The 16,204-nt window shown below is 36.3% G+C and carries 9 protein-coding genes; all 9 read right to left on the reverse strand.

Going from position 1 to position 16,204, the window contains the following annotated elements; genetic code table 11:
* Window positions 1–45: 45 nt before the first annotated feature.
* The 9 genes from ACMX2I_RS10355 to ACMX2I_RS10395 all read right to left on the reverse strand — a co-directional run bounded on the left by ACMX2I_RS10355 (window position 46) and on the right by ACMX2I_RS10395 (window position 16,164).
* A complete protein-coding gene (locus ACMX2I_RS10355) occupies window positions 46–297 on the reverse strand; it encodes a phage holin (RefSeq protein ID WP_414956854.1) in 252 nt (83 codons plus the stop codon).
* A gap of 25 nt (window positions 298–322) precedes the next feature.
* Window positions 323–715, reverse strand: a complete 393-nt coding sequence (locus ACMX2I_RS10360; RefSeq protein WP_099043159.1) for a hypothetical protein — start codon at window positions 713–715, stop codon at window positions 323–325.
* Window positions 716–831: 116 nt separating this feature from the next.
* Window positions 832–1,899, reverse strand: coding sequence for an N-acetylmuramoyl-L-alanine amidase family protein (locus tag ACMX2I_RS10365; RefSeq protein WP_414956855.1), 1,068 nt, complete (start codon window positions 1,897–1,899; stop codon window positions 832–834).
* A 111-nt stretch (window positions 1,900–2,010) separates the two neighbouring features.
* Window positions 2,011–4,305: a glycosyl hydrolase family 28-related protein gene (locus ACMX2I_RS10370; RefSeq protein ID WP_414956856.1), complete on the reverse strand. Its 2,295-nt coding sequence runs from the start codon at window positions 4,303–4,305 to the stop codon at window positions 2,011–2,013.
* Window positions 4,306–4,315: 10 nt separating this feature from the next.
* Window positions 4,316–5,149, reverse strand: a complete 834-nt coding sequence (locus ACMX2I_RS10375) for a hypothetical protein (protein ID WP_414956857.1) — start codon at window positions 5,147–5,149, stop codon at window positions 4,316–4,318.
* Window positions 5,149–7,791: a phage tail protein gene (locus ACMX2I_RS10380; protein ID WP_414956858.1), complete on the reverse strand. Its 2,643-nt coding sequence runs from the start codon at window positions 7,789–7,791 to the stop codon at window positions 5,149–5,151. Before ACMX2I_RS10380 ends, ACMX2I_RS10375 begins: the two co-directional genes overlap by 1 nt.
* Window positions 7,792–7,803: 12 nt before the next feature.
* Complete coding sequence (locus ACMX2I_RS10385; protein ID WP_414956859.1) at window positions 7,804–8,565, reverse strand: distal tail protein Dit; 762 nt, start codon at window positions 8,563–8,565, stop codon at window positions 7,804–7,806.
* Window positions 8,566–8,604: 39 nt separating this feature from the next.
* Window positions 8,605–15,483: a phage tail tape measure protein gene (locus ACMX2I_RS10390; RefSeq protein ID WP_414956861.1), complete on the reverse strand. Its 6,879-nt coding sequence runs from the start codon at window positions 15,481–15,483 to the stop codon at window positions 8,605–8,607.
* Window positions 15,484–15,537: 54 nt separating this feature from the next.
* Entirely contained in the window at window positions 15,538–16,164 is a 627-nt protein-coding gene (locus ACMX2I_RS10395; RefSeq protein ID WP_414956862.1) for a hypothetical protein, read from the reverse strand.
* Window positions 16,165–16,204: the final 40 nt, after the last annotated feature.

Consider the following 16,204-nt stretch of genomic DNA (forward strand, 5'->3'; position numbering starts at 1 on the left):
AAAGCGAAAAAAATACCCTCCTCAATTAAGAGAAGGGTAGGGGGGTTATCTCGGTGAATCATAATCCATTGCTTGTTCACTATCATAAATACCTTGAGTTGTTGGGTCGATAATGATGCCCATTGCTGATAAAAAAGTTAGGAGGGCATTAAATTTCTCTGTTAAGTCGTCACCAAATACAGTCAGGTCGTATCCAAAAGCAGAGGCAATTGCTTGTACGAATAAGAGCGTTGCAGAGAAAATTGCAACAAGGAATGTTTTCTTTTTCAGTCTTACTTTCCAGTTGATTTTAGTCATTTAATCGTCTCCTGTTAATTTTATTTTATTTGAGGCCAAAATGTATGAGCAACCATGCGCCGATAATAGTGGCAATTACACTTGGCAGCACCTTGAATACAAGGTCTTTTGTAAATTGTGAGGGATCAATTTTGCGAGTGGAATCAGAGCGCTCCAAGATTTCAACTCGATTGTCCAGTTTTTCATATGATTTACTTAGATTTTTTAAACTGTTGCTCATTTCGTTAAGAGTACTGAATTGTTCTCTTGATTGTGCTTGAGAGTCTTTATTAATTTCGACTTGTTGCTCAACAAGCGTAGCGATACGACCGATAACATTTGTTCTTTCTTCAAGAGAATCAATCTTGTTATCAGTGTGTTTTGCTTTTTCTTCTAGTGCACTTAATCTTGAAATGGTGCTTTGCTCAAAGTTATCCATTTGTCACCAACCTTTAATGAATATAGAAAGGTGACATTACATCACCTCCTAAAATAAAGAGGATATTCGCTGATATGTATAGAACAGCAAACATCCTCCAAGATAATTGTATATAATTAGATTTTTGAACCGAATTGTCCTGAGATGTATCCACGTTTACCTTTATAGATAACTTCCCAGTAACCTTTTGAGTTGTTTTTTCCTTTAACAGAGCCTGAGATTGAAATAGTGTTTCCAAGCTTGACTGTGCCAATATTTTTAGAATTATTACGATCAGGTTTGTCCATTATGATTGCAGCGCTTGATACACCGACAATTTTGATTTTTCCTACGGATTTGATAGATGAAAAACTTGAAGAAGTTGATTTTGTTTTTGGGGTAGAGGAAGAGGTTTTAACTGATCCTGTAACATCAACATATTTGTTAGAAGCAGTGATGTAATATGTAGCGCCTTTAGAGTTCTTAACTTTGTATTGATACGCAGATCCAACTTTAACTTTCTCTACAACTGTAGGGAATCCAATACCTTTATTTACTGTGCCGACAACATCTTTATCTTCCCATGATGGCTTTGAGTAGAAACGGAGACCGTTAACTTTTGATTTAAGGGAACCCCTTGCTGATGAAGAGGAAGAAGAAGAGGTTGTTGGTTTGGCTGATATTTTAGTTGGAGTAGTTGATTTGCCACCAAGCGCTTTTAGTTCGGCAGCAATTTTATTTTTAACTTCATCCCAACGACCTTCATCTAAAACACGATGAGGACAATACTTTCCTGACCACTCTTGGTGTTTCTTAACTCGCTCAACTCCCCAGCCACGTTCTTTGAGTAGTTGTGCAATGAATTTGATTGCCAGTGCTTCTGCCTTTCTGTATCGTTCTCCACCAGATTTAGAGTAGCAAACCTCTACACCAATAGATGTGCGGTTTCCTGAGTTAAGACCTGATCCATCTCCCGTATGCCATGCATTTCGATTCACTGGAATACCCTGAACAACCTCTTTATCATCCACTGCAAAGTGATAAGATACTTCAGCGTTATTGTTTCTCATGTATGTAATTTCATTATTTGCGGATGCATCATTGGCTGTATTGTGAAAAGTAACATACCTTGCCGTCATTGCATAAGGACATTTAATTGAATATTTACTTGATGGTACCAACATTAGTCTAGCTTGAATTGTCATAAAATATCTCTCCTACTAATAAATTTAAGCACAAAAAAGAGAGAAGGGGACTAAACCCAATCTCTCTTTATCTCACGTATGCTCTAGTTACTATCTCTGACATTAATGAAATTATGATTTTATTTCTTCAATTTTATTGTCAAGGTCTTGTAAAGCTTTAATAATGATACCTATTAATTCATTGTGTCTTACTCCATAAGTTACTCCTTGCTCTGTTTTAGTTTTTGTAATCGGGGCAAAATCATTGATATTAATGCCAGAGTCTTCTGCCGCTTTTTCAAGTTCTTGAGCAATTAAACCATGGTGTGTGCGCTCGCCGTCAAGCATTCTGTAAGTAACTGCTCTTAACTTGTTAATGAAGTCTAGTCCGAGTTTTTCGTCTTTAATATCTTTTTTCTTGTTTTTATCAGAAGTTGTGATTACACCAGATGTGGTGTATACTGCATCCCAAGGTGCACCTGACCAACCTATCAGTTGTTTTTGTCCATTTGTAGCATTTGGATGAAGAGAGCCAGAAACATATGTTGGCAACAATCGAACATTTTTCTCTAAGAATGTTTTGGTGCTAACCCCTTCATAAGTGTTATATCCTACATAAATATCTGACTCCTTATTTGGAAAAGCTTTATAATCTGTTGGTTGCAATGCCCAAATACCACGACTAGTAATATTTAAAAATGTATTATTGTCAACGTGAATATCAGTTGTATTTTCTGAGCAGTATACGCCACCATTTGCAACGTTGTTTCCATCAAAAGTATTGTGTTCAATTTTTATTCCTGCTACATAGGGAGAAAGGTGAGCAAATTTTGCATATTGACCAGTCATATTATTACCTGTATTGCTCATAAATCTTATTCCAGAGTTAGAAATTGATTTGTTATTCTCGTTTTTTTGATATTTAAAAACTTTGTTCACATTAGTGATTGTGTTGTTTGTAATCTCTGCTCCTACCCAAGTGAACCATTCTTCAGGATCAGTTGAGTCTAAGATTGCAATGCCACTATTAAAGCCGTTTATTGTATTTATACTAATAATACAATCTCTAGCCCAGCCTTCATATAAACAAATTCCATAGCTGCTTGTTAGCATAACGTTAGACCCGGATACAGTATTGTTTATGATCCTGCTATTACGAGTTCTAATGGCAATACCATTTCTGCGATTGTCTAAAAATTCATTATTAGCAGAAGTGAAGCCATAAGTACCTGCGTGAGTTGTTAGTGGGTTATGAGAAGCACCTCTAGTTTTAGAATTAGTCACATAACAATGGACAGATGGACAAGATTTTGATTTATAGGTAATATCAAAAGACTGAGATCCATGATCTGCATAACAATCATCGAATCCACATCTTTGAGAAGATATGACCTTAAATGCATTTCTACTATAGATTGAAGCCGGAAATGTATTATTAGGGTAGTAGGCTTTGACTTTGCGAGCTTCGCAATTCAATGAGTTTTCAAATACAATTGCGACTCCATCACCATAACTAGACCATTTGATATCCTCAGCATAACAGTCATATGCTGCAACGAAAGAGATAAGTCTACTTGTTTTTCCTATAAATTCAATATTTGAAATTGTGGAATTAACTATTGGATTAAATTTTTGAGCGGTTGCATTGCTTCTTGCAAGAGGGGAGGTCTCTTGTGATCTATCCGTTCTATAATCAGGAAATAGGACTCCATTAGTCAACCTAACTGAATTTCGAGTAGGAGTTTCAGCTACCTTTTGAAACTCTCCAAAATAGCACCCTGGTACATTAGGAGTTGCATACCCGAGTCGCCAATTATCTCCAGCATCTTTAGAAAGACAATCTCTTTGAGATAGAAGATATATAAAGTCTCCTGTTGCAAATTCATGATCCTCTGTGGTTTCAAAGTCTTCAACATCTACAGTTAGTATTGATGCTAAGTTTTTTTCCGACCCAAATGATCCACTTCCCGAGAATACAACGGGGATATTATCAAAAACCAATTTTGTACCTTTAACTCCATATATATGAATGTTTGAATATGTAATTAGTCCTTTAGTGATTAAATATTTTCCACTCGGAAGAAAAACATCTGAAAGACCATTATCTCTTGCATAATCGATTGTAGCTTGAATAGCCGCAGTGTCATCTTTTTTTCCATCTGCTTTAGCACCTAACCATTTAACATTAATTCCTCTATTGTTAAATTCATCTTTAATTTTCTCTATTAAACTATTACCGACGGTTGGTATATCATTTGGATTTCCAACTGAATCATTAATTTCACTAAAACTATTTCTAATATCTTCGACAGTCATTCTATCGGTATGGGATTTTAGAGCTATAGCATCAACAGGCACCCATTCTCCTGTATTTTCATCTTTGTAACTCATTGTACCAATAGGGGGGATATCATTTTCTAAGACCATATTTTCCTCCTTATTCTTTTCTTATCCAAATCATGCTAGCATCTGGAGCGTTTTTTGAAGGTTTTACTCTCTTTTTACTAGGTGGATTATTAGTTCTAAGCCATATTGTTCGAATATTGTAAGGTTCGATATAACTTGAAACAACGTTATATCCATCGAATTGATCCGAAATGCTAATATTAATCCAGTCAAAACCGTCCCAACGATATTCAATACGGGTTTCTCTAACAGTAACAACCCATCCAATTTGAGGATTTGGATAAGTATCCAATAAATCCTGATATGTATAGACCATTGGCAAATATATTTTTCTAGTGTTTTCAACAACATACTCATAATCAGAAGTAGCTTGTCTACACCAGTTTGTAATTTCAATACAGCGTTTTGTAACACGCTCACATTCAGCAATTCGCTCATTCATTCTAATAATTGCATCTTCGGCTTCATCAATAAGCCCCTGAAGAGTTTCGACAACCATGTTTCCTTGGCGTTTAATCCAAATTCGAGAGGCAGGGAAGAAGGAGGCTCCTTCGCCACTATATTTGAATGTAAGTGATTTTCCTTCATTTGTAGCCTTGAAAAATACAACACCCATTAGGTAATCAACTTTAAAATAGTTGTCTTCAAGTTCACCATCTTCAATTTCTCGCCATTCTTTGTTATCGCCAATAACTTCGACACGGAATTCACGGTTGGGAACTTCAGTTAGAAGAACTCTACCATTGTAAACCGTAAGTGATTCATTATATGTTAAGTAGGGATCTTCAACTGTTCCTTTTCTTTTTTTGCTTAAAATCGGATCGTTATATAGCTCAGCAAAATCAGTCAGATTAATCACCTCCATTAATTTTGTTGGTATGCTTCCCAAATATATTTGACGTTTAATTTATTTCCTCTACAATTAGCATCAGATCCAGTTACAAATAATTTGTCTCCCAAGGCACCATAACTTAAATCTCCTCCAATTAAAGAGAGTCCAGAAGAAGTTATTTGATAAGCATAGCCTCCAGAAGAGCTTTCAATAACCAACTGGCTATCCTCAGAAGAGATAGGTGTGATCTTGACCATGTCTGGAGAAAAGGTGAGAGGGATTAGTTTGCTCGTATTCCCATCACCAATATAAGTTCCTTTAGCAAACTTAGGTATGACTGGAATGCTTTCAACTAGAGCATATTCTGAGGCTAATCTGCCACCTAATAATTCTGCATTCCCATCAATAGAGGCATTAATTACACCTGAGTCATTACGAACAGGTATCGAATTTGGAGAGTTAGTTGTTGATGCTATGTATCCGTTCAAGGAATCTGCCGAGCCAGAGGAAGAGACAATCCATTGTTCGCCGTTAAAAAGCTCTTGTTTATTTGTTTTGGGATCAATCCAAATTGTTCCTGCTTCAGGGATTTCAGGCTTTGTTTCTGTAGAGATTGTATAGAGGCCATTAACTTTTCCACTAAGGCTTCCTTTAACTTCAACAGAAGGAGAAGGGAGGTAGGGGTTTTCAGAAGGATGACTAGATTTAACTATATCCGAAAGAAGAATCTGATTTATATCTATATCTGCATCTACCCTTCGATATGCTTGAACACCAATAGTGTAGTACATATTTGAAGGTAATCCAGTAAAAGTGGCTGTACGCCTGTCATACTTAACATTTTGTAAGTTCTCACTAGCTTGCACAGACCCAAATGTGTACTCCTCATTGTAATCACTACCGTGCAAGTAAATCTCAAATCCATCGATGTTGTATTTGTCCTCATCGGAATCAACATAGTCCCACTGAATGGTAATATCAACTGACCCGTTATCATTTACCTTATGGGTAATTGCAGTGCCATCAGAAGCAATAGCAGGGGATGCCGGCTGCACTGAAATTCTGTCATTTCGAATATTGAAGTTTTCAGTTACTTTGTCCCATTCAATTTTCCTTTTGTTTAATTCAGTACTAATCTTGTTAGTTCTGTAAACAGTCTTTATAATTTTCTCGAAATTAGACTGAACCCTTTTCCCATTTGTAATAGTGACACTAATATTAGATTGCTCAAAATCAATTGTTATGGATGAAATTATGGCTTTAACCTCTGTATTTAAATCATTCTGTTGAACCCGAACAATGTCCCCTAAACTTAACCTTTTCCAGTTGTGTTTTTCGCTGAGACAATTGAAAAAGTTTACAATATCGAGTGTTACATTCACTGGCGGTGCATTGCGACTTTCAAGTTCTTCATTAGCATCATCATAAAGTTCATTTTCATCATAGATACTGTCATTTGACCATTCAGTTGTTGAAATGAAACGTGAGAGTAGTTTTTGCTGATTTTCAGTAAAATTGTTCTCAAATGAGAGCTTTTCTTTAAGTTTGGAAATTGAAGCGGAGATTTGAGAAATTGTCGATTCAATTGTGGCAATTTGGCTTTTCTTTTCTGCTACTGATTTCTGCTTTACTGCAAGTTGAGCTTTCAGTTGACTTGTGTCATCTCCAGCTTTCTTCGCAACTTCAATTCGATCCAATAGCTTTTGTACTTCAAGATCAAGGGTGTAAAGCTCATTATTCATTTTGGTTAAACCAGTTTCAGCTGCGTTCTTTTGGGTGAGAAGTTTATTAAATGCATTTCCTTCGTTATTAACCAGGTCGTTGTAATCAAGGATTGCATGACAGAGTTCATCTGGCATATATGCACTGTGGGTGATAACATTTCGTTGTTCGTCACGTTGAAAAGGGAAGAGGAAATAAGAGAAGTCATCAATGTAGGATTGTCCAGTTGGGTTCACTGAATTAATACTTATACCATCTTTTCCAGTAGCATATAGTCTTGTTATTAATTCGTCTGCATCATCAGCATCGTCCATGCTAATCATATATTGCCGAGGGTTCAGTTTAAGACCTTTGTATTTGGAGATGTCTGATTCTTTATAAAAGCTGACAGTTTCAGTTACTGTATCAAAGAGTGGAACTGCATCGAATTTTTCGCAAATTGAATATAAAAAATCAAGCTTATTAGTTGATGATACATCAAACTGTCTTCGTTTTATGTTAAAGAGAGTATCTATGTATCCAATCGTCCAGCTGGTATTTTTTAAGCAGTCTGTAACTACTTCCTGTAGGTTTTTAGATGTCTCCTCATATTTAAGAACGCTCATTCTGCTTAATTCATGTTGAAGTGATCTACATTCAACTTGTACAGTATCCATTTCACTGCTGAAAGACTTGGTTCTTTTAGTGATAATAAACCAAATCGCAAGCCCATAGAACTCTGTTTTAATTAGGTACCAGGGTTTTAGTAAATCTACAACATGATTTCTTTTAACGACCCCATCATAGGTGGCATTAAGCGGAATAGAAAAGGAGAGTTCGTGAACGCTGCTTCCATGATTTAAAGTTACAGCTGGATTCAGAACTTCATCAATGTTGGCTATTTTAGTCTTATCTGGCTTAGCAAGGGATAAGCGTATGTTTTTTATTTCTGTATCCTTGCGAATAGTTATCAATTTTTCACCTTCTTACCGATACTTAAATCTGAAAGTGAATCTCAGTTTGCATTTTCCGGTCACTTTTAATCGATTTTTCCCGTAATCCAATCTAATAAAATTGTCATTAAAATCATCATATCTTTCATTCCCATATAAAGACGACTCAATAATTTCTTTGATGCCATTCACTTTAACAATTTCTCTGTCTTTTAGATTGCTGAATATAAAGGGATCAGTATAATCACTCAGGTTCTCGATTTTTACATCGCCGTCGCCAATTTTAAGAATTTCCACAGTAGGGTAAATCGCAACATCACCTTTGTTATGGAGTTCAATGATTTTCATTCCTGATGATATATCAAAGGAATGAGTACTTGAGTTTCGACTGTATGCATAAGGGGAGTTGCATTTCATTGTCAAACGAACATATCCATGTCTAGCCGCATTATGGACTAGATCACTGGTATCTACGGGCATTGCATAATACACAATGTTTAAATTTTCACTGAAAGCTAAGGGCTTGTAATCATCGACATCTAACCAGCGCTTAATTGCTCTTATTTTTTTCTCATCATAATTTTCACCAACATAAAAGTTTAAAGGGAATTGTTTTGATTCTCTTTTGACTCCTTCAGTGTACGGCTCTGATCTTCCTTTTACATAAGTTTCATTAACTGATCGTGAGCCCAAAAAAGATTCTTCAACTAACCCTGATTCTGTATTAACGTTTTCTACACCGTAGTCGATCGACTTTACGTTATCAAACATGAAATATTGGCTCTGTCTAATCACTTTTTCACCCCCAATATAAAAGAGCCGGCCTTAGCCGACTCATGTTATGTTGAAATTCAGTCCAGTATTTTTAAGACCATTTGCTAATTGTTTGTACACTAAGCTTGCAGTTTCTTTAGCATTACTAGCTTCTGTTACATTAATTGTGAATGAGTTCTGATTGTTTGATGTATTCCCTTGAGATGTAGAAGGGGATACAGTAGGTGTTGATAAGTTCTTAAGAGCTGGAATTAAGCCTTTAGTTAGATTTGTTTGGCTAGTAACTGCAGCGTTCATTGCTGGGGTGACAAGGGCGATACTCTTACTTAAAACATCTGAAATTTTACCAGGTTGACCCCATTTAGAGGCAGTCTTTGTTGAACTATCAGTAGACGTTTGACGAACTTGCTTTACAGCTTCCAGCATGTTTTCAGTATCTGTCTTGTTTAAAATAAGTTCCTTGTCATGTAAGAATGCAAGCTTTCCTGCTCCAAGTCCTGTGCCTGTATATCCACCAGAAGCAAATGATGACACCTTTTTACCTGTTGTATTTCCAGTTGTGACGGTATTTAATGCACTGGCAGCGTCCTTAAGCTTATCAATCAAGTTATTCGAGATACTTTTCCCAATCGACTTCATATTCTCGTTTATGAACTTGGTGAATTCATTAAGCTGTTTAGCGATATCAGTGATTTTACCATCCATAAGCTTATCTTCAAGCTTTTTGAATGCTCGCTCATCATTGACCAGGTCATCGTACTTATTGTTGATTGATTCTTCATCTTTATCAAGCTGATCCTGAAGGGCTTCTTTTCGTTTTGTGTTGCTACGATCTTTAATATACTCATCCAAAGCTTGTTGTTGTTCTTGAAGCTGCTTCTCTAAGTCTTTAACTTGTGATTTAGCCTCAGAGGAGTCGTCCATGGAAAGCTTATTGATCTTATCTTTTGTTTCTTGTATTGCTTGGTTTTTCTCCTTCAATTCCTTCTGATACTTAGCTTCTTCGTCTTCTTTGTCGATCTCATCAATCTTATCTTGGGTTGCTTTCTGATGGGCTTCTAACTCAATATCCCGCATCTTTTCGTACATCTCTTTGTAGATGGATACAACTTCATCAGCCAATGATTTATAGATATCCTTGATCGACTTCTTGGTGTTATAAAGCTCAAGATTGAAATCTTTCTGTTTATCTTTCCAGTTTTCAATTTCTTCAGTGATCTGTTCCTGGATGTCAGGGAAACCTTTCGCAGCTTTCTTTTGTTCTTCAAGCTGCTTAATGTATTTCCTCGCTTCCTTTTGTTGCTGTTGGATGAGCTTTATTTGCTTGCTATAGTATTTAACCTTGTCTTCATCTTCTTCAGTCATTGAAATTTTGTTATCGACATCTTTAATTTTCCCTTGGGTTTTAGAAGATGACTTTTCAATTGACTTGAGTGTCTCATCAACTTTAGATTGAACAAGTTGTTTCTGTAGCTCACGAACCTGGTCTTGAACAGAAATTAAATCTAACTTGGCTTGTTTTAGCTCTTCTTGAAGCTGTGCACGTTGAGCCGAGTTCAATGCTTTATTTGTTTTTATTTCTTTTTGAATCCAATTAACTTTTTGTTGTTGTATTTTAGCTTGTTCTGCAACAGCTTTTTTCTGATTAGAGGTGTATTTGCGGAATTCCTTGCTGTCAGAAGTGTATCGGTTAGCCATTGATTCATCTTTAGCAATCCGAACATCAAAATCCCCAATTCTTTTATCAAACTCATCGAGTTTAGATTGAACTAGTTCATACTGAAGTTCTTGAATCTGATCATTGACTGAATCGATATCTCCTTGGAGGGAGAGAAGATCAGATTTAGCCTGGGCTATCCCTTGTTGCCGTTCTGCCTCAGCTTGTGACGCATCTGAAATAGAAGTTCCAATACCTTGCATGTACTTTTCAGGATCGATTGTTTTTCCATTTTGTTCGATCTGTAAATGAAGATGGTTCCCAGTCGAGTTCCCTGTGCTACCAACTTTACCAATAGTTTGACCGGCTTTAACTGATTGACCTGCTTTTACAGAAGGAGTGTTAAGCATGTGCATGTACTTGGCAACTGTTCCATCATCTTGTTTAATAACAACCCAGTTACCTGCAGTTTTACTGTAGCCAGCAATTTGGACTTTACCACTTTGAAGAGATTTAATTGCTGTACCTGCTTTTGCAGCAAAATCAGTTCCTTTGTGTGGAGAGGAGCGTAGACCGGATTCCTGTTGTCCATATTTGGAGCTTACCCTAAAAGCACTATTATTTGTATAATAGCTGGCGATTGAAGAAGTGGCAGAGGAGAGGGATTTGCTGTAGTTGGCCATGATCTTCTTGACGTAATTCTGTGTTTCTTTAAAAGGAGGGATACCGCCATATTTAATTACGTTACCAGGCCCAGCATTATATGCAGCCAATGCTTTTTCAACATTACCACCAAACTTTTCAAGTTGTTGGGCGAGGTACTTTGTTCCACCCATAACATTTTGATAAGGATCATAAGCGTTATTTACTCCTAAGCTTTTTGCTGTTGCTGGCATCAGTTGCATTAATCCCATAGCGCCTACGCCAGATCGTGCTTTAGCATTGAACCCTGATTCTTGCTGAATTACAGCTGCAATAAGGGCAGGGTCAACATTGTATTTACTAGCTGCAGAATTTATGTAACTTGAATATTTGCCTGAATATGAGCCACCGGTTGTAGAAGAAGTTCCACCAGAAGAAGTTGTAGAGGTTACAATACCATATTGAGTAACGTTACCGGATTTAATTTGATCTTTAAGCAGCTTAGCTTGTTCCTGCATAAGCTTTTTCTTTTGCTGAAGAGCTTTGATTTCTTTTTTTATAGCATCTCTATATTTCTGAGAATACTTCGGATAATCATTTACCTGTTTATTATACTGGTCAATTTCAGCATTAACTTTTTCTAATGCTTCCTTGTATTTATCAGCAACATACATTGAAGTTTTCACTTCTTCAGAAGCTTTTTCTGCAGACGAAGACATGTCTTCCATTGATGTACCAGTCTCTGATAGGGAAGAAGAGGCTAAATCAGCTAATTTATCAAGTTCTTTAAGTTGATCTGTAATATCAGTAACTTGATTTAAATCTTCTTGAGTTTTAGGAAGGTATTGAATAGCTCCCCCATTACCTTTTTTCATTTCATCAAGAATTTTTTGCTTTTGTTTTTCAATATCTGACTTCATATTATAAGCATCTTGAACTGTCTTGATCGCTTTAACTTCAGATTTATACATATTAATCTTCTTGTTTAAAGCATTAGCTTGATTTATTAGATCCTGCTTAACAGACTGCTGCATATCATTGTACGCTTTTAGCTTTGTGTCACGAAGCTTAACAACTGCATTTCTATTTATTTTTACAACGCCATTTTCTACTGAAATAGCATCTGCAAGATCGTTTTCCTTCTGTATTAGCTTCATAGCTTCTGTTGCTGATAAACTCTTACCTTCTGCCATTTTCTCAAGCAATTCATTTAAAGGGGAGATGTTATCAGCCATGGCATCATAAGCATCGTTTTGCAGTGCGGAAATTGCTAAATCATTTTGTTTAGAATCAACAAGGTCACTAATAATGGAGCTAATTGCTTCGTAGTCACCTTTGGCATCTTTAAGTTTGTCAGATAGGGTACCAACAGATTCTCCTAAAGCATCCACACCTTCTCCATTTTCATCCCATGTTACTTTAGCTGATTCGGCTGAATTGTTTGTTGAGTCAATAGCCTCTTTAAGATCTCCATAAGAGAGTACAAGGCCATTATTTTTGTCTTTCCCACTTATAGATTGATTTATAAGCAGTTCAAGCCCGTGTGAAGCTTTTGAGAAGTTATCTTTATTGCCTGATTGAAGAGCTTTTTGTATCTCGTCCATATATTTTGCTACATTAATGGAAAATGACTCCAGCTCATCAGGGTTCATTTTACTAAAATCAATTTTATTAAATGCATCATTAATTTGTTTAGAGAGGTTTGGGTTGATCTTTACTGAGTTAAACGCATCGACAGTTTGAAGTACCTGTTCTCTGATTTTAGCCTGGTAGCTAGACAGTTCCTGTTCAGTACGCAGAGCGTCTTGCTCAGCTTTAATTCCTTGGTTCTTTTTATCACTGTCCGAAGAAAAAATGTCCCAGCTTTTTCCGTCTTTATAATAATCAGCAATTTGTTTATATTGCTCAATTTTATCATTCAGCTTTTCAATATCTTTTAAACTCTCTTTAAAATTGCTGTTTGCACCAGTCTTAATATCTTCTTTATTTAGATCTGCGAGTTCTTTAGTGTATTGAATAGCGTCTTTTAGAGCGTCATTGTTTTTGATTATTGCCTGACCTTGTGAATCGTATCCTGCAACTAAATTTGGAAAAGTCTGAGCTAGTTGTTGTGTAACTTGAAGGTATTCTTGCTCTTTTTCAGAACTTAGGGTTCCAGATTCCTTTGCTTTTTGTAATTCTTTATATTGAGCAATTAACTTATCAGTCGAGTCTTTATTAGTTGTAATGGCTTCAATACTTGTGATTTTAGCTTGTTCAAAGTCCTCGCGGGCTTGTTTTAACTCTGAATACGAAGATATTAATTTTTCAATTACAACGCCAAAAGCCATCATTGCTGCCATAGGGAGGAAGCTGCCAGCTAAGAAAGCTCCTGTAGTCATTGCTGCCTTTTTTAAGCTTGTAAGTGAAGTTGAAAAAGCAGTGGTGATTTTACTCCAAATTGCCGTTTTGGCTGAAGCTGCTGTCACTCCAACCGTAAAAGTATTAAAATTTAGGATAAGATTTTTTAGAGCTGCACCCATTGCAGTGCCTGAAGCTAAAGCACTTGCACGAAGTGAAGAGTTAAATAATATAACTGCAGCTGTCGCTGCTCCAAATACTTGTGGAAGTAATCCAACGGACTTGGTTACTTGGGCACTTAATTGCATCAAACTTTTTAATGCATCGGCGAACACTACGATACTATCAGATATTAATGCTTCACCTGATGCCACAGACATTTCTGTAAAAGCATTAGATAATCGGTTAACTCTAGCTTGCAAGCTATCAGCATATTTTTGTTGTTCTTTCCATGAACTACCGACTGAATTAACAGCAGTATTCGCAGCACTTTGAGCAATGGAGAAGTTATTCATCATCGCATTAAAACGAGATAACTGGTAAATACCCGCAACGCCTATAGATGTATTTTGTTTCTGAGCATCACTTAATGTATCCCATTTCCCAGCAAGTTCCTCAATTAATTCACTCGAAGACTTAGCTTCACCGCCAGCTGTTTTAACTGAAATACCAATCTCTTCTAATGCCTTGATCGAACTTTGGTTATTGCCAATACGAGCAAAAATGGTTTTTAGTGAGTTACCTACAACATTTCCAGACTCACGGGTTGTACTAGCAATAGCCGTTGTATAACCAATAAGATCATTTAATTCCACACCAAAAGTAGAGGCGGTAGATCCAGCTTTCCTAATACTGTTGGCCAGATCCATTGTACTAACAGCATAGTTGTTATCAACTTCATTAAGTTTGTCAGCAATTGAGATTGAATCGCCGGCTGCAACATTAAAGTTAAGCATTGCTGCTGTTAAAGTGTTAACAGTGTCGTTAGGATTTAAATCTGAAATATTCTGTAATACTTGAGCTGTTTTAGTTACGTCACCAAGCTCAGATTCACTAAATCCCATACGTCCAAATGATCCAGTGATTTCAAGGATATCTGAAATTTTATTAGATAGCTGATCACCAAGGTCAATTGAGGATTGTAGTAGTTCATTAAATTTGTAATCAGGTAAGTCCATGACTCGTCTAATGTCTGTCATTAAAGTATCGATTTGAATGACTTGTTCCACCATTGACTTTAATGCTTGAACTCCTGAATAGAACATCGTCCCACTCAGAAAATATGCGGGCATACGACTAAATGATTGTGCTAATTGTTCTCCAAAGCCTGAAACATTAGAAGAAGCAGATGATGCATTCGCAGATACTTCTCTGAACTGCATATTTAGATTCTGCATCTGTGTTCTTAAATTAGGGGTTCTTGCCGAGAGTTGGTTTACTGAGTTGAGATAATTCTGTAGGACAGAGGAGTTAGCAGTGCTAAGTGAACTGCCGTAACGAGTATTGAGGTTTTGAACATTTATTTGCGCTTGACGTTGATATAATTGAACTTGATGCTCAAGTTCTTTTGTTTTTGCTTTAGCGGTAGAGGAATCATCAAGTCGTTTAATACGATTTGCAATTTGATCAATTTGAGCAGCAGTTTGAGCACCATTAATTGAAGTGGAAAGTCGAGAGAGCGCCTGGGAAGAGACTAATCCTTTTTCTCTTAACTTTTCTAGGCTTTGGTTTAGTTGTTCAATTGCTTTCCTTTGTTGATTGTAATTGGTTGTGGTTCTTGAAGAAGTTGCATTAGTTTTAGGGTCAGTCGTATAAACAATGTCTTCAAAACCGTTACGGTTTTTCTGTACAACCTTTGTGGTTTGGCCTTGTAAGTTCTTTTGTTCGGTCTTTTTTTGTACTTGACCTAATTTTTCAGTAGCTTGAGCGAGCTTGTTAACTTCTTGAGTTTCTTGCCTTAGAGCAGCATTGCGATTATTAATTACCTTTGTTTCACGTTGAAGAATCTCACCGTTTTTCTTGTATTGCTGGGTGAGCTTTTCAACTGATCCATCAGCATTCTTAATTACTGTGGACGTTTCTTTGACTGTTTGATTATAGGATTTTAGGTTTTTTTGATACGCATCTACAGCAGAAGAGAATTCTTGCAGAGCTTTTAAAGTTGTAGAATCAATATTTGTGTTGAGTTTGAGGGAGTTAAGCTTCTTTTCTAAAGATTTGATTTGCTGATTTAACTGTTCCACAGTTTTTGATGAGGTATCAGCTTGCGGGGTTAATATGATTTTGAGGTTTTGACTCAAGTAAGAATCACTTCCTTTCAGTAGGGGAGGGAGGAAAATAAAAAAGCCACTCAGCTATTGAGCGGCTTTGCTTCCTTTGCGTATAGCTATTTCCATAATTCCTTGCCAAATTTCAACATTCGATAAGGCTTCTTTAACTTTTTGATCATCTTGTTTAAATCCTTTTGTATTTTCTAAACCAAGATCATTTTTACTTGGTAAGAAATCAAATTTAAATATAGGATTTGAAAAATCATCAAGCTTTAATTTAAGGTCAATTTTTTTAAAAAGTTTCGACTCAGTTCTATCTGATGATAACCCTCCAATAAGAGCACCAATACCGCCTGCAGCAAGCCCGCCGACAACTGTACCTGCCATTTGACTGCCTCTAGATACTGTTGATATTGAAGTATCGTCAATAGAAATTTCAGCTTCAATAATTTTATCGAATGAAATAAGGATTTCTTCAAGTTCATTGTTTGAATTAAATTGATGAACAATAAATTTATTTTCAGACTCTTTTAAAGTTAGTTTTTTATTTTTATCAGGATTGAGAACATATCTGTGTTGTGAAGAGAAGTTTCCGGCAGATTTAATTTTGTTTAACCTTTGTTTTTCCTCCACTTTTTGTTTATCCATACCAAGAGATCCAATTATAACAAAAGCTCCAATCCCCAAAACCAAAATAATTGCCCAAATCATTTAACCACCGCCGGTATCATTTACCTGCATTATACCATGT

Origin of the sequence: Bacillus sp. SW14 (assembly GCF_047608225.1) — a bacterium.
GTDB classification, from domain to species: domain Bacteria; phylum Bacillota; class Bacilli; order Bacillales; family Bacillaceae; genus Bacillus; species Bacillus subtilis_G.